Origin of the sequence: Vibrio sp. sp1 (genome assembly GCF_016920955.1) — a bacterium.
GTDB classification, from domain to species: domain Bacteria; phylum Pseudomonadota; class Gammaproteobacteria; order Enterobacterales; family Vibrionaceae; genus Vibrio; species Vibrio alginolyticus.
Map to the genome: position 1 here is coordinate 1,250,339 of NZ_CP060589.1, position 16,732 is coordinate 1,267,070.

A 16,732-nucleotide genomic window follows, 5' to 3' on the forward strand; every position below is an offset into this window, starting at 1 on the left:
CGACCTTTGTCGTTTGCTTTGAAGTTCGCTTGATGTATGTTCTTGCTTCTATTAAACCAAGGATAAAAGAGACCCATGAGTCCATTTTTGTCATTTGACCGTGCAAATTGGGCCGAGTTAAGAAACTCTGTACCGATGACACTTTCTGAAGACGACTTGACTGCGCTTCAGGGCATTAATGAAAACCTAACCATGGAGGAAGCGGTAGAGATCTACCTTCCTTTGTCTCGTCTTTTGAATCTGTATGTCCAAGCTCGTCAAAGCCGCAATTCCGTATTACAACAATTCTTAAATACAGAGGAACATGCTCCCCCTTTCGTAATTGGTATCGCTGGCAGTGTTGCTGTAGGCAAAAGTACGACTGCTCGTATTCTAACGGCATTGCTTTCTCGTTGGGAGAATCATCCCAAAGTCTCCTTGGTTACAACAGATGGCTTCCTATATCCGAAAAAAGTACTAGAAGAACGCGGTATCATGCATCGTAAAGGCTTCCCTGAATCCTATGATATCAAGCGTTTAGTCGAGTTCATGTCTGACGTAAAGGCAGGAAAGCCCGATCTTGAAGTACCCATCTACTCTCACATCACGTATGACATTACTGATGAACTAAGAAAAGTGGATAGACCGGATGTTCTTATTATTGAAGGTTTAAACGTTCTGCAAAGTGGAATGGACTATCCACATGACCCGCATCGTGTCTTCGTCTCTGACTTTTTAGATTTTTCAATTTATGTCGACGCAGAAACAGAGACCATTGAACATTGGTATGTAGAACGCTTTTTAAAGTTTCGCCAAGGGGCCTTTACGAAACCTGGCTCTTATTTTAGCCACTACACACAACTCTCTGTCGATGACGCAAAGAAAAAAGCGAAGCAAATTTGGCATGATATTAATGGGCTCAATTTAGAATTGAATATTCTTCCAACTCGTGAGAGAGCCCACTTGATTCTACACAAAGGCGTTAACCACTTGGTTGATAAAGTCTCGTTGCGAAAGTAATCGAAGATTAGTCACTTTTACGCAACGAGATTTCACCACCAATATAAGTCTCTAGTCCTTGGGAGGTTTCAATTAATATTCCACCTTGATGATCGATGCCTCGAACGACGCCATATACCTCTCTAGGACCAATAAGCAGTTTGACCTGACGATTAAGGAAATTGTCTAACCGATTCCAACGTTCGATAAAGCCAGTAAGTCCTTTCATTTCATATTCGACAAGTGCGGAATTCCAATGCTTGATAAGTGTCATTGCTAGAACATTTCTATCGATCTTGAGACTCTGATTTACTTGGTTCAACGTGGTCCATGGCTGGTCAATCTCAGGCTGGTCGTCAGGCATTCCAATATTCAGGCCCATCCCAATCACTAGATGAGCAGCCCCACCGGCCTGACCCGACATTTCAACCAAGATTCCGGCCAGTTTTTTATCTTGATAATACAAGTCATTCGGCCACTTGAGTTTAACACCTTGCATGCCTACTTCTTCCAGAGCTTCCACTGCGGCAATCCCAATCACCAAGCTCAAGCCCATTGCCGCAGCCATTCCCGCATCCAGTCGCCAATACATAGAGAGATATAAGTTAGAGCCAAACGGTGAGACCCATTGTCTACCGCGGCGACCACGCCCTTGTGCTTGATATTCAGCAATACAAACACGGCCCTTTTCCGAATCCACGACTCTGTCGAGCAAATACTGGTTCGTTGAGTCAATCACAGGGACAAGTTCAACAAGTGACTCCGAGCTAGTGGTCAGGAGTGTCTCGTCTAACAACTGCAATGGTGAAGCTAATTGGTAACCACGCCCTTGCACTCGATAAATATCAATACCCCATTCACTAAGACCTTTAATGTGCTTAGCGATTGCCGCTCTGGAAACATTAAGATCGTCGCCCAACGCTTCTCCTGAATGAAACTCTCCATCACTTAATAACCTTAAAATATGAAGTTTCGTAGAGTGATCTTTTCTCATCTAGATGCCTCGATCTGAGTCAAATTCGTCTCCCCGGTACGATTGAGAAAGCGTACTTCATGCTCAAGTATGATTTGGTATTTATCCCATACCGTCTGCTTCACTAAAGAAGCAAGCGCGACAATGTCATCAGCACTACAATTATCCATGTTGGTCAAAACCAAAGCTTGCATAGGGTTGACCTGCGCACCGTGTACAGACTTCCCTTTTAATCCACACTGATCGATAAGCCAACCAGCAGCAATTTTCATTCCTCCAGAAGCTGGGTAGGCCACTACGTTAGGGTATTTTTTTGTGAGTCGATCATAGTGATCTTGCGTGATCACTGGGTTTTTAAAGAAACTACCTGCGTTACCTATCTTGGTTGGATCTGGCAGTTTTGCCTTTCGCACTTGGCATACTCGTTCGAAGATAGAAGCAGGGCTGAGTTGTTCTTCTGGGATACTTTGTAAAGGTCCGTACTGGTTAATCGGCTGCCATTGCTTCGCCAACTTAAGCCCTAATGCGGTGATAAAGCACTTTCCGTGCAACGCATGTTTAAATATGGAATCCCTATAGGCAAACTCACAGTCTTGGGCGTGCATTCTTTTGTTTTCAAACGTAGTTAGATCAAGAACATCTACATAATCACAGATGTCTTTTAGCTCTAGGCCATACGCACCAATGTTCTGAATAGGAGCCGAGCCAGCACAACCTGGAATCAAAGCTAAGTTCTCGATCCCACCGATCCCCTGATTCACACACCAGGAAACCAATTCAGGCCAATCTTCACCACCGGCAATATGTAATAGGTAGTGCTCATCCGTTTCCGTGACTTCTTTACCCATGATTCGATTAACAATCACTAATCCCTCAAAATGTTCTGTAAAAAGAACATTACTTCCTTTACCTAAAAAAAGTTTCGGTAAATGGGTGAATCTTGGGTTTTGAAATAGCTCAATAACATCTTCAAGCGACTCAACGATAGCTAAATAGGAACACGATTGTTCAATTCCAAAAGTATGGTAAGCCTTTAGGCTCGCATTTGTTTTAATTTGCATAGTAGGTTTGCAACACCAGATAAGATTCTCTTAAACTGTCGACATTCTACATTAGTTATCTTTTAACCGCAGTGACAATACCAGACTCATTAATCATAGAAGTGTTAAATCCCATCAAGCTCCCCCTCATTAAGAAACTATACAAAGCGTATTACCCTGCGGGTCGAGCCAAAAAAGATGAATTGATCATTACAGCAAGCCATAAAGGTGAAATCATTGCGTTACTACGTTTAAAAAGTGTAGATAAAGTTCGTCTATTGACAGGAATGTTGGTCATTCCGAAAGTTAGGGGAACAGGGATTGGAAAAGAACTACTAACTCATTGTAAAAACAATGTTTTCACTGATGGCGATTATTGCTTCGCGTTTACACATCTCGAATCCTATTATTCCAAGCATGGATTCACAACAATTGATTGCTCTGAGCTACCACACCCGCTAAAAATGGCATTTCAACGTTATGTAGATAGCGGTAAAGATCTCATTCCAATGCAATTCATCTCTTCAACGACATCAAAACGCGTGCTTTTGTAGCCAGGTAAATCATATCTTTGATAAAATGGCAGGTTCGCAATATTGCACTAAACTAAGGTACTCATACCGATATGATAGTAAGTAGGAATCCATTCGAACAGTTGCCAAGTCTCGCTGTCAATCCGGAAGACTTTGATGTTCTGTATTCAGCAGAATCATTCAGAACCCGTCTTTTAGATGCTATCAGCAAAGCAACGTCGCGAATTTACCTAGTCGCTCTATATCTGGAAGATGATGAAGCTGGACGTGAAATTCTCACTGCGCTTTATGAAGCGAAACAGCGCAATCCTGGGTTGGACATCAATATCTGTGTCGACTGGCATCGAGCGCAGCGTGGCCTGATTGGTGCGGAGACATCTGAGGGTAATTCAGCGCTTTACAAAGCATATGCCAGCAAATACCAACACCCAATCCCTGTCTATGGCATACCAGTGCGTGGCAGAGAAGTTTTTGGGGTACTGCATTTAAAAGGCTTCATTGTCGATGATACTGTTATCTACAGTGGGGCGAGCTTAAATAACGTTTATCTCCATTATCATGAACGTTATCGATTTGATCGTTACCATGTGATTCGACATGAATCTTTAGCGAATTCAATGGTGCAATTCATTCAGGAAGAAATGATTGCTCACCCTGCCGTTAATGATCTTGCAGGAAAAGATAAGCCAGAAACCAAAGAAATTAAGTCGGCGATTCGCCAACTGAGGGCTTCTCTTGCTCAAGCCAATTATAAGTTTGAAGACCAAGCTGCAACAGAAGAAAGCGTAAAAGTCACTCCGTTAGTTGGGCTAGGCAAACGCCGTAATCTACTCAATCAACAGATTGTAAAGTTATTGGCAGCAGCCCAAGACGAAATTTTCATTTGTACGCCTTACTTTAACTTCCCTAAAGCACTTCATCGTGAAGTGAAACGAGCCATGAAGCGTGGTGTGAAAGTAACTATTGTTGTGGGTGATAAAACCGCCAACGACTTTTACATTGCACCTGAGGAAGACTTTAAAACCATTGGCGGACTTCCATATCTTTACGAAGTGAATTTACGTCGCTTTGCGAAAACCAATGAAGCGAATATCGCCGCACGTAAATTGTCAATTCACCTATGGAAGCATGACAATAACAGCTTCCACCTTAAGGGTATTTGGGTTGATAAACGCTATATGCTACTTACTGGGAATAACTTAAATCCACGTGCTTGGTCACTCGACCTAGAAAATGGACTACTCATACAAGACAATTATGCGAAGCTCACTGAGAAGTTTGAAGACGAAGTTTCGCGTATTCTTGAGCATACTCACCTTATCTGTACTTATAAGCAATTAGAGAAAGTAGAAGACTATCCTATAGGGGTACAGCGACTGGTCAGAAAAATTACCCGCCTAAAGGCAGATGGTGTTTTAAAGCGTATTCTTTAGACATCATTTCTCGCTCTAAAGTACGTCGAGATTTTTATACTAAGCCAACCGCTTTAGCAGTTGGCTTTTTCATATAATCCATTTGGGATACTTAACTATTTTCTAGTACCGCTAGTGAGCACATAACCACTTAGATCTAGAGCGACTCTCTTAATGGGTTTGAGCTTTGACGTTTGTGAGTTATTCCGCATAGCTTACAGCCTCGAGCTAAGCTCCCCCTCTCTGTTCTGGCGCTTCTTACCCCTTGGCGATATATTTTTTCTGAGACTCATCAAATGTTCAGCGTCGAAAATCATCACCTCGCTAATGAAGAGCTCCTTCAATCTTTCACCTTCCAATTCTTTTCAAGTCGTTTGATTTTTGAGCCAGGAGAGATTGGGGGTATATATGACGCTTTTCTGGATTATGCGCACAGTTCGTTTTTTCTTTCTCATCAAGATTCAAGCCGTTGAACGCCTTTGAATACCATAGATTACTTAGGTTTGTTTGTAGGTCATATTGTCTTTCCACAGCATCAACGGCCTATATTAATTAAAGCCTAGTGTGTAATCACGCAGAGTTCGCTTAGTAGGGATTATGGGGAGTAGTCTAGTTAGGTGTAAACACACTTCAGGGAAACGCCGCAGTAGAAACGAAAAAAGCCTCAGTCTTTCGACTGAGGCTTAATATAAGTGGCGGAGTGGACGGGACTCGAACCCGCGACCCCCGGCGTGACAGGCCGGTATTCTAACCAACTGAACTACCACTCCGCAGTGGTATCACTCGCTTTAATAAGCAAGTGTCCGCTTTTGTCTTCACTTTTCGAAAAAGTGAAAATAAAACTAAAGCCTGGCGATGTCCTACTCTCACATAGGGAAACCCCACACTACCATCGGCGCTATTTCGTTTCACTTCTGAGTTCGGCATGGAAATCAGGTGGGTCCAAAACGCTATGGTCGCCAAGCAAATTCTTTAATTCGGAAAGCTGTTTTTTTAATTCTCGTTCTTACACATTCAATGTTCTTTCATTGAGTCCATCAAAACCCCTTGGGTGTTGTATGGTTAAGCCTCACGGGCAATTAGTACAGGTTAGCTCAACGCCTCACAACGCTTACACACCCTGCCTATCAACGTCGTAGTCTACGACAACCCTTTAGGATACTTAAAGTATCAGGGAGAACTCATCTCAAGGCTCGCTTCCCGCTTAGATGCTTTCAGCGGTTATCGATCCCGAACTTAGCTACCGGGCAATGCGTCTGGCGACACAACCCGAACACCAGAGGTTCGTCCACTCCGGTCCTCTCGTACTAGGAGCAGCCCCTTTCAATTCTCCAACGCCCACGGCAGATAGGGACCGAACTGTCTCACGACGTTCTAAACCCAGCTCGCGTACCACTTTAAATGGCGAACAGCCATACCCTTGGGACCGACTTCAGCCCCAGGATGTGATGAGCCGACATCGAGGTGCCAAACACCGCCGTCGATATGAACTCTTGGGCGGTATCAGCCTGTTATCCCCGGAGTACCTTTTATCCGTTGAGCGATGGCCCTTCCATTCAGAACCACCGGATCACTATGACCTGCTTTCGCACCTGCTCGAATTGTCATTCTCGCAGTCAAGCGGGCTTATGCCATTGCACTAACCTCACGATGTCCAACCGTGATTAGCCCACCTTCGTGCTCCTCCGTTACGCTTTGGGAGGAGACCGCCCCAGTCAAACTACCCACCAGGCACTGTCCGCAACCCCGATAAGGGGTCGACGTTAGAACATCAACACTACAAGGGTGGTATTTCAAGGACGGCTCCACGCAATCTAGCGACTGCGCTTCAAAGCCTCCCACCTATCCTACACATGTAGGGTCAATGTTCAGTGCCAAGCTGTAGTAAAGGTTCACGGGGTCTTTCCGTCTAGCCGCGGGTACACTGCATCTTCACAGCGATTTCAATTTCACTGAGTCTCGGGTGGAGACAGCGTGGCCATCATTACGCCATTCGTGCAGGTCGGAACTTACCCGACAAGGAATTTCGCTACCTTAGGACCGTTATAGTTACGGCCGCCGTTTACCGGGGCTTCGATCAAGAGCTTCGACCGAAGTCTAACCCCATCAATTAACCTTCCGGCACCGGGCAGGCGTCACACCGTATACGTCATCTTGCGATTTTGCACAGTGCTGTGTTTTTAATAAACAGTTGCAGCCACCTGGTATCTGCGACTCTCAATAGCTCCATCCGCGAGGGACTTCACCGTCGAGAGCGTACCTTCTCCCGAAGTTACGGTACCATTTTGCCTAGTTCCTTCACCCGAGTTCTCTCAAGCGCCTTGGTATTCTCTACCCGACCACCTGTGTCGGTTTGGGGTACGATTCCTTACAATCTGAAGCTTAGAGGCTTTTCCTGGAAGCATGGCATCAATGACTTCACATCCGTAGATGCTCGACGTCGTGTCTCAGCCTTAAGAGAAACCGGATTTACCTAATTTCTCAGCCTACGCACTTGAACCTGGACAACCGTCGCCAGGCCCACCTAGCCTTCTCCGTCCCCCATCGCAATTGTAAGAAGTACGGGAATATTAACCCGTTTCCCATCGACTACGCCTTTCGGCCTCGCCTTAGGGGTCGACTTACCCTGCCCCGATTAACGTTGGACAGGAACCCTTGGTCTTCCGGCGAGGAGGTTTTTCACCCCCTTTATCGTTACTCATGTCAGCATTCGCACTTCTGATACGTCCAGCATGCGTTACCACACACCTTCAACCGCTTACAGAACGCTCCCCTACCCAATATACAAAAGTATATTGCCGCAGCTTCGGTTTACTACTTAGCCCCGTTACATCTTCCGCGCAGGCCGACTCGACCAGTGAGCTATTACGCTTTCTTTAAATGATGGCTGCTTCTAAGCCAACATCCTGGCTGTCTGAGCCTTCCCACATCGTTTCCCACTTAGTAGTAATTTGGGACCTTAGCTGGCGGTCTGGGTTGTTTCCCTCTCCACGACGGACGTTAGCACCCGCCGTGTGTCTCCCGGATAGTACTTACTGGTATTCGGAGTTTGCAAAGGGTTGGTAAGTCGGGATGACCCCCTAGCCTTAACAGTGCTCTACCCCCAGTAGTATTCGTCCGAGGCGCTACCTAAATAGCTTTCGGGGAGAACCAGCTATCTCCAGGTTTGATTGGCCTTTCACCCCTAGCCACAAGTCATCCGCTAATTTTTCAACATTAGTCGGTTCGGTCCTCCAGTTGATGTTACTCAACCTTCAACCTGCCCATGGCTAGATCACCTGGTTTCGGGTCTATATCCAGAGACTGAACGCCCAGTTAAGACTCGGTTTCCCTACGGCTCCCCTAGATGGTTAACCTTGCCACTGAATATAAGTCGCTGACCCATTATACAAAAGGTACGCAGTCACAGGACAAAGCCTGCTCCTACTGCTTGTACGTACACGGTTTCAGGTTCTATTTCACTCCCCTCACAGGGGTTCTTTTCGCCTTTCCCTCACGGTACTGGTTCACTATCGGTCAGTCAGTAGTATTTAGCCTTGGAGGATGGTCCCCCCATATTCAGACAGGATATCACGTGTCCCGCCCTACTCGATTTCACTGAACACACGTCGTCAACTACGGGACTATCACCCTGTATCGTCGGACTTTCCAGACCGTTCGTCTAACGCGTGTAAAGCTTAAGGGCTAGTCCAATTTCGCTCGCCGCTACTTTCGGAATCTCGGTTGATTTCTTTTCCTCGGGGTACTTAGATGTTTCAGTTCCCCCGGTTCGCCCTGTTGAGCTATGTATTCACTCAACAGTAATACCTTATGGTATTGGGTTTCCCCATTCGGAAATCCCAGACTCAAATGGTTTTTACTACCTAATCTGGGCTTATCGCAAGTTAATACGTCCTTCATCGCCTCTGACTGCCAAGGCATCCACCGTGTACGCTTAGTCACTTAACCATACAACCCGAAGGAGTTTCGAGTTGACGTTCAAATCACCAAAGTTGTCTCTCATTATTTGAATGAGCGAGAGACATTCGATTTTGCCGGACTCATCTTTTTACCTTCATTTTTAGAAAAAATGAAAACAAAAAGCCAAGAACACTTGAATGTGTTTTTTGGTGTTTGTCTTAAAGACAAACATTGAGAACTTTACAAACAACAATAAATTGTTGTTTTGTCAGCTTTCCAAATTGTTAAAGAGCTAATCACTTCTAATGAAGTAACCATTTTTAAAAACTCTCAAGAGAGAATGTTTAAAGATGGTGGGCGATACCGGGCTCGAACCAGTGACCCCCTGCTTGTAAGGCAGGTGCTCTCCCAACTGAGCTAATCGCCCACATTAGTTTTACTTCTTAGTGGAAGAAGTTCCTCGAATGGTGGAGCTATGCGGGATCGAACCGCAGACCTCCTGCGTGCAAGGCAGGCGCTCTCCCAGCTGAGCTATAGCCCCATCGAGAAATGGTGGGTCGTGCAGGATTCGAACCTGCGACCAATTGATTAAAAGTCAACTGCTCTACCAACTGAGCTAACGACCCAATGGTATCCCGTAGGGGAGTCGAACCCCTGTTACCGCCGTGAAAGGGCGGTGTCCTAGGCCTCTAGACGAACGGGACACTAAGTGAACATCTTGGGGGATGTTCTATCTCTTAAACTTCATAAACCGTATCAATCTGTGTGAACACTCATCGCAATAATCATCGTATAAGGAGGTGATCCAGCGCCAGGTTCCCCTAGCGCTACCTTGTTACGACTTCACCCCAGTCATGAACCACAAAGTGGTAAGCGTCCCCCGAAGGTTAAACTACCTACTTCTTTTGCAGCCCACTCCCATGGTGTGACGGGCGGTGTGTACAAGGCCCGGGAACGTATTCACCGTGGCATTCTGATCCACGATTACTAGCGATTCCGACTTCATGGAGTCGAGTTGCAGACTCCAATCCGGACTACGACGCACTTTTTGGGATTCGCTCACTTTCGCAAGTTGGCCGCCCTCTGTATGCGCCATTGTAGCACGTGTGTAGCCCTACTCGTAAGGGCCATGATGACTTGACGTCGTCCCCACCTTCCTCCGGTTTATCACCGGCAGTCTCCCTGGAGTTCCCGACATTACTCGCTGGCAAACAAGGATAAGGGTTGCGCTCGTTGCGGGACTTAACCCAACATTTCACAACACGAGCTGACGACAGCCATGCAGCACCTGTCTCAGAGTTCCCGAAGGCACCAATCCATCTCTGGAAAGTTCTCTGGATGTCAAGAGTAGGTAAGGTTCTTCGCGTTGCATCGAATTAAACCACATGCTCCACCGCTTGTGCGGGCCCCCGTCAATTCATTTGAGTTTTAATCTTGCGACCGTACTCCCCAGGCGGTCTACTTAACGCGTTAGCTCCGAAAGCCACGGCTCAAGGCCACAACCTCCAAGTAGACATCGTTTACGGCGTGGACTACCAGGGTATCTAATCCTGTTTGCTCCCCACGCTTTCGCATCTGAGTGTCAGTATCTGTCCAGGGGGCCGCCTTCGCCACCGGTATTCCTTCAGATCTCTACGCATTTCACCGCTACACCTGAAATTCTACCCCCTCTACAGTACTCTAGTCTGCCAGTTTCAAATGCTATTCCGAGGTTGAGCCCCGGGCTTTCACATCTGACTTAACAAACCACCTGCATGCGCTTTACGCCCAGTAATTCCGATTAACGCTCGCACCCTCCGTATTACCGCGGCTGCTGGCACGGAGTTAGCCGGTGCTTCTTCTGTCGCTAACGTCAAATGATAGTGCTATTAACACTACCACCTTCCTCACGACTGAAAGTGCTTTACAACCCGAAGGCCTTCTTCACACACGCGGCATGGCTGCATCAGGCTTGCGCCCATTGTGCAATATTCCCCACTGCTGCCTCCCGTAGGAGTCTGGACCGTGTCTCAGTTCCAGTGTGGCTGATCATCCTCTCAGACCAGCTAGGGATCGTTGCCTTGGTGAGCCCTTACCTCACCAACTAGCTAATCCCACCTAGGCATATCCTGACGCGAGAGGCCCGAAGGTCCCCCTCTTTGGCCCGTAGGCATCATGCGGTATTAGCCATCGTTTCCAATGGTTATCCCCCACATCAGGGCAATTTCCTAGGCATTACTCACCCGTCCGCCGCTCGACGCCGTTATCGTTCCCCGAAGGTTCAGATAACTCGTTTCCGCTCGACTTGCATGTGTTAGGCCTGCCGCCAGCGTTCAATCTGAGCCATGATCAAACTCTTCAATTTAAGATTTTGTTCGGCTCAATGAATACTGAACATTACATAACGTAATGTTTGAATTGACTGTGCTGAATCCGAAGATTCAATGGTCACTTCGTTTCATTGAAACCTAATTTGATACCGAGGTATCTAATTGGATTATCATCAACGAGTGCCCACACAGATTGATAGGTCTATATTGTTAAAGAGCTTGGCTTTCAGTGCCTTAGCACTTAAGCGAGGTGCGTATAATACGCTTTCCACTTTGAAAGTCAACATAAAATTCTAAACTTTTGTTTAAAACCTTATGTTGACTCGTCTATATTCAGACAAGTCGGAAATAAAGCCTGGCGATGTCCTACTCTCACATGGGGAAACCCCACACTACCATCGGCGCTATTTCGTTTCACTTCTGAGTTCGGCATGGAAATCAGGTGGGTCCAAAACGCTATGGTCGCCAAGCAAATTCTTTAATTCGGAAAGCTGTTTTTTTAATTCTCGTTCTTACACATTCAATGTTCTTTCATTGAGTCCATCAAAACCCCTTGGGTGTTGTATGGTTAAGCCTCACGGGCAATTAGTACAGGTTAGCTCAACGCCTCACAACGCTTACACACCCTGCCTATCAACGTCGTAGTCTACGACAACCCTTTAGGATACTTAAAGTATCAGGGAGAACTCATCTCAAGGCTCGCTTCCCGCTTAGATGCTTTCAGCGGTTATCGATCCCGAACTTAGCTACCGGGCAATGCGTCTGGCGACACAACCCGAACACCAGAGGTTCGTCCACTCCGGTCCTCTCGTACTAGGAGCAGCCCCTTTCAATTCTCCAACGCCCACGGCAGATAGGGACCGAACTGTCTCACGACGTTCTAAACCCAGCTCGCGTACCACTTTAAATGGCGAACAGCCATACCCTTGGGACCGACTTCAGCCCCAGGATGTGATGAGCCGACATCGAGGTGCCAAACACCGCCGTCGATATGAACTCTTGGGCGGTATCAGCCTGTTATCCCCGGAGTACCTTTTATCCGTTGAGCGATGGCCCTTCCATTCAGAACCACCGGATCACTATGACCTGCTTTCGCACCTGCTCGAATTGTCATTCTCGCAGTCAAGCGGGCTTATGCCATTGCACTAACCTCACGATGTCCAACCGTGATTAGCCCACCTTCGTGCTCCTCCGTTACGCTTTGGGAGGAGACCGCCCCAGTCAAACTACCCACCAGGCACTGTCCGCAACCCCGATAAGGGGTCGACGTTAGAACATCAACACTACAAGGGTGGTATTTCAAGGACGGCTCCACGCAATCTAGCGACTGCGTTTCAAAGCCTCCCACCTATCCTACACATGTAGGGTCAATGTTCAGTGCCAAGCTGTAGTAAAGGTTCACGGGGTCTTTCCGTCTAGCCGCGGGTACACTGCATCTTCACAGCGATTTCAATTTCACTGAGTCTCGGGTGGAGACAGCGTGGCCATCATTACGCCATTCGTGCAGGTCGGAACTTACCCGACAAGGAATTTCGCTACCTTAGGACCGTTATAGTTACGGCCGCCGTTTACCGGGGCTTCGATCAAGAGCTTCGACCGAAGTCTAACCCCATCAATTAACCTTCCGGCACCGGGCAGGCGTCACACCGTATACGTCATCTTGCGATTTTGCACAGTGCTGTGTTTTTAATAAACAGTTGCAGCCACCTGGTATCTGCGACTCTCAATAGCTCCATCCGCGAGGGACTTCACCGTCGAGAGCGTACCTTCTCCCGAAGTTACGGTACCATTTTGCCTAGTTCCTTCACCCGAGTTCTCTCAAGCGCCTTGGTATTCTCTACCCGACCACCTGTGTCGGTTTGGGGTACGATTCCTTACAATCTGAAGCTTAGAGGCTTTTCCTGGAAGCATGGCATCAATGACTTCACATCCGTAGATGCTCGACGTCGTGTCTCAGCCTTAAGAGAAACCGGATTTACCTAATTTCTCAGCCTACGCACTTGAACCTGGACAACCGTCGCCAGGCCCACCTAGCCTTCTCCGTCCCCCCATCGCAATTGTAAGAAGTACGGGAATATTAACCCGTTTCCCATCGACTACGCCTTTCGGCCTCGCCTTAGGGGTCGACTTACCCTGCCCCGATTAACGTTGGACAGGAACCCTTGGTCTTCCGGCGAGGAGGTTTTTCACCCCCTTTATCGTTACTCATGTCAGCATTCGCACTTCTGATACGTCCAGCATGCGTTACCACACACCTTCAACCGCTTACAGAACGCTCCCCTACCCAATATACAAAAGTATATTGCCGCAGCTTCGGTTTACTACTTAGCCCCGTTACATCTTCCGCGCAGGCCGACTCGACCAGTGAGCTATTACGCTTTCTTTAAATGATGGCTGCTTCTAAGCCAACATCCTGGCTGTCTGAGCCTTCCCACATCGTTTCCCACTTAGTAGTAATTTGGGACCTTAGCTGGCGGTCTGGGTTGTTTCCCTCTCCACGACGGACGTTAGCACCCGCCGTGTGTCTCCCGGATAGTACTTACTGGTATTCGGAGTTTGCAAAGGGTTGGTAAGTCGGGATGACCCCCTAGCCTTAACAGTGCTCTACCCCCAGTAGTATTCGTCCGAGGCGCTACCTAAATAGCTTTCGGGGAGAACCAGCTATCTCCAGGTTTGATTGGCCTTTCACCCCTAGCCACAAGTCATCCGCTAATTTTTCAACATTAGTCGGTTCGGTCCTCCAGTTGATGTTACTCAACCTTCAACCTGCCCATGGCTAGATCACCTGGTTTCGGGTCTATATCCAGAGACTGAACGCCCAGTTAAGACTCGGTTTCCCTACGGCTCCCCTAGATGGTTAACCTTGCCACTGAATATAAGTCGCTGACCCATTATACAAAAGGTACGCAGTCACAGGACAAAGCCTGCTCCTACTGCTTGTACGTACACGGTTTCAGGTTCTATTTCACTCCCCTCACAGGGGTTCTTTTCGCCTTTCCCTCACGGTACTGGTTCACTATCGGTCAGTCAGTAGTATTTAGCCTTGGAGGATGGTCCCCCCATATTCAGACAGGATATCACGTGTCCCGCCCTACTCGATTTCACTGAACACACGTCGTCAACTACGGGACTATCACCCTGTATCGTCGGCCTTTCCAGGCTGTTCGTCTAACGCGTGTAAAGCTTAAGGGCTAGTCCAATTTCGCTCGCCGCTACTTTCGGAATCTCGGTTGATTTCTTTTCCTCGGGGTACTTAGATGTTTCAGTTCCCCCGGTTCGCTCTGTTGAGCTATGTATTCACTCAACAGTAATACCTTATGGTATTGGGTTTCCCCATTCGGAAATCCCAGACTCAAATGGTTTTTACTACCTAATCTGGGCTTATCGCAAGTTAATACGTCCTTCATCGCCTCTGACTGCCAAGGCATCCACCGTGTACGCTTAGTCACTTAACCATACAACCCGAAGGAGTTTCGAGTTGATGTTCAAATCACCAAAGTTGTCTCTCATTATTTGAATGAGCGAGAGACATTTCGATTTTGCCGGACTCAATTTCGAATAATCACTGTAAAAGTGATATTCCCAAGAACACTTGAATGTGTTTTTTGGTGTTTGTCTTAAAGACAAACATTGAGAACTTTACAATCAACAATAAATTGTTGATTTGTCAGCTTTCCAAATTGTTAAAGAGCTATGTTAACTACAAGCTTACGCTTGTGAACTATCAATCTGTGTGGACACTCATCGTGAGTAATCATCGTTTAAGGAGGTGATCCAGCGCCAGGTTCCCCTAGCGCTACCTTGTTACGACTTCACCCCAGTCATGAACCACAAAGTGGTAAGCGTCCCCCCGAAGGTTAAACTACCTACTTCTTTTGCAGCCCACTCCCATGGTGTGACGGGCGGTGTGTACAAGGCCCGGGAACGTATTCACCGTGGCATTCTGATCCACGATTACTAGCGATTCCGACTTCATGGAGTCGAGTTGCAGACTCCAATCCGGACTACGACGCACTTTTTGGGATTCGCTCACTTTCGCAAGTTGGCCGCCCTCTGTATGCGCCATTGTAGCACGTGTGTAGCCCTACTCGTAAGGGCCATGATGACTTGACGTCGTCCCCACCTTCCTCCGGTTTATCACCGGCAGTCTCCCTGGAGTTCCCACCCGAAGTGCTGGCAAACAAGGATAAGGGTTGCGCTCGTTGCGGGACTTAACCCAACATTTCACAACACGAGCTGACGACAGCCATGCAGCACCTGTCTCAGAGTTCCCGAAGGCACCAATCCATCTCTGGAAAGTTCTCTGGATGTCAAGAGTAGGTAAGGTTCTTCGCGTTGCATCGAATTAAACCACATGCTCCACCGCTTGTGCGGGCCCCCGTCAATTCATTTGAGTTTTAATCTTGCGACCGTACTCCCCAGGCGGTCTACTTAACGCGTTAGCTCCGAAAGCCACGGCTCAAGGCCACAACCTCCAAGTAGACATCGTTTACGGCGTGGACTACCAGGGTATCTAATCCTGTTTGCTCCCCACGCTTTCGCATCTGAGTGTCAGTATCTGTCCAGGGGGCCGCCTTCGCCACCGGTATTCCTTCAGATCTCTACGCATTTCACCGCTACACCTGAAATTCTACCCCCCTCTACAGTACTCTAGTCTGCCAGTTTCAAATGCTATTCCGAGGTTGAGCCCCGGGCTTTCACATCTGACTTAACAAACCACCTGCATGCGCTTTACGCCCAGTAATTCCGATTAACGCTCGCACCCTCCGTATTACCGCGGCTGCTGGCACGGAGTTAGCCGGTGCTTCTTCTGTCGCTAACGTCAAATAATGCAGCTATTAACTACACTACCTTCCTCACGACTGAAAGTGCTTTACAACCCGAAGGCCTTCTTCACACACGCGGCATGGCTGCATCAGGCTTGCGCCCATTGTGCAATATTCCCCACTGCTGCCTCCCGTAGGAGTCTGGACCGTGTCTCAGTTCCAGTGTGGCTGATCATCCTCTCAGACCAGCTAGGGATCGTCGCCTTGGTGAGCCCTTACCTCACCAACTAGCTAATCCCACCTAGGCATATCCTGACGCGAGAGGCCCGAAGGTCCCCCTCTTTGGCCCGTAGGCATCATGCGGTATTAGCCATCGTTTCCAATGGTTATCCCCCACATCAGGGCAATTTCCTAGGCATTACTCACCCGTCCGCCGCTCGACGCCGTTATCGCCACCCGAAGGCTTTGATAACTCGTTTCCGCTCGACTTGCATGTGTTAGGCCTGCCGCCAGCGTTCAATCTGAGCCATGATCAAACTCTTCAATTTAAGATTTTGTTCGGCTCAATGAATACTAAACATTACATAAAGTAATGTTTGAATTGACTGTGCTGAATCTTTCGATTCAATGGTCACTTCGTTTCATTGAAACCTAATTTGATACCGAAGTATCTAATTGGATTATCATCAACGAGTGCCCACACAGATTGATAGGTTCTTATTTTTAAAGAGCTTTTCTAACATTTTCAGCAACTTAATTGCTCGTCGTTAGGGGTGCGTATCTTACTTCACACCGTGAGAGAGTCAAGCATTTTTTTCAAA

General features: G+C 47.5%; 5 protein-coding genes, 5 tRNA genes and 6 rRNA genes. 3 read left to right on the top strand and 13 right to left on the bottom strand.

Annotated features, from left to right (window positions below; translation table 11 throughout):
- The first annotated feature begins 75 nt into the window (after window positions 1-75).
- Window positions 76-999, top strand: coding sequence for a type I pantothenate kinase (gene coaA, locus H9L11_RS05870; RefSeq protein WP_005388683.1), 924 nt, complete (start codon window positions 76-78; stop codon window positions 997-999).
- A 7-nt stretch (window positions 1,000-1,006) separates the two neighbouring features.
- Here coaA and birA read toward each other — a convergent pair whose 3' ends face one another.
- On the bottom strand, window positions 1,007-1,972 hold the full coding sequence (gene birA, locus H9L11_RS05875) for a bifunctional biotin--[acetyl-CoA-carboxylase] ligase/biotin operon repressor BirA (RefSeq protein ID WP_033907505.1): 966 nt from the start codon (window positions 1,970-1,972) through the stop codon (window positions 1,007-1,009).
- Window positions 1,969-3,012, bottom strand: coding sequence for a UDP-N-acetylmuramate dehydrogenase (murB, locus tag H9L11_RS05880; protein ID WP_033907506.1), 1,044 nt, complete (start codon window positions 3,010-3,012; stop codon window positions 1,969-1,971). Before murB ends, birA begins: the two co-directional genes overlap by 4 nt.
- A 101-nt stretch (window positions 3,013-3,113) precedes the next feature.
- Here murB and H9L11_RS05885 point away from each other — a divergent pair, with 101 nt between their 5' ends.
- Complete coding sequence (locus H9L11_RS05885) at window positions 3,114-3,545, top strand: GNAT family N-acetyltransferase (RefSeq protein WP_031781233.1); 432 nt, start codon at window positions 3,114-3,116, stop codon at window positions 3,543-3,545.
- Between the two features lie 71 nt (window positions 3,546-3,616).
- Window positions 3,617-4,957 (top strand): CDP-diacylglycerol--serine O-phosphatidyltransferase, encoded by a 1,341-nt coding sequence (gene pssA, locus H9L11_RS05890; RefSeq protein WP_033907507.1) that lies wholly within the window; start codon window positions 3,617-3,619, stop codon window positions 4,955-4,957.
- A gap of 672 nt (window positions 4,958-5,629) precedes the next feature.
- Here the strand turns inward: pssA and H9L11_RS05895 are convergent.
- From H9L11_RS05895 to H9L11_RS05945, 11 genes are all read right to left on the bottom strand, one after another.
- Window positions 5,630-5,706, bottom strand: a tRNA-Asp gene (locus tag H9L11_RS05895).
- A 77-nt stretch (window positions 5,707-5,783) separates the two neighbouring features.
- A 5S ribosomal RNA gene (gene rrf, locus H9L11_RS05900) occupies window positions 5,784-5,900 on the bottom strand.
- A 94-nt stretch (window positions 5,901-5,994) separates the two neighbouring features.
- Window positions 5,995-8,884 (bottom strand): 23S ribosomal RNA (locus tag H9L11_RS05905).
- A 303-nt stretch (window positions 8,885-9,187) separates the two neighbouring features.
- Window positions 9,188-9,263: transfer RNA gene (locus H9L11_RS05910), tRNA-Val, on the bottom strand.
- 38 nt (window positions 9,264-9,301) lie between these two features.
- Window positions 9,302-9,377, bottom strand: a tRNA-Ala gene (locus tag H9L11_RS05915).
- Window positions 9,378-9,386: 9 nt separating this feature from the next.
- Window positions 9,387-9,462, bottom strand: a tRNA-Lys gene (locus H9L11_RS05920).
- 2 nt (window positions 9,463-9,464) lie between these two features.
- Window positions 9,465-9,540: transfer RNA gene (locus tag H9L11_RS05925), tRNA-Glu, on the bottom strand.
- 89 nt (window positions 9,541-9,629) lie between these two features.
- Window positions 9,630-11,180 (bottom strand): 16S ribosomal RNA (locus tag H9L11_RS05930).
- Between the two features lie 318 nt (window positions 11,181-11,498).
- A 5S ribosomal RNA gene (gene rrf / locus H9L11_RS05935) occupies window positions 11,499-11,615 on the bottom strand.
- A 94-nt stretch (window positions 11,616-11,709) separates the two neighbouring features.
- A 23S ribosomal RNA gene (locus H9L11_RS05940) occupies window positions 11,710-14,600 on the bottom strand.
- Between the two features lie 307 nt (window positions 14,601-14,907).
- A 16S ribosomal RNA gene (locus tag H9L11_RS05945) occupies window positions 14,908-16,459 on the bottom strand.
- The 16S, 23S and 5S rRNA genes sit together here with 5 tRNA genes alongside, the layout of an rRNA operon.
- Window positions 16,460-16,732 lie beyond the last annotated feature (273 nt).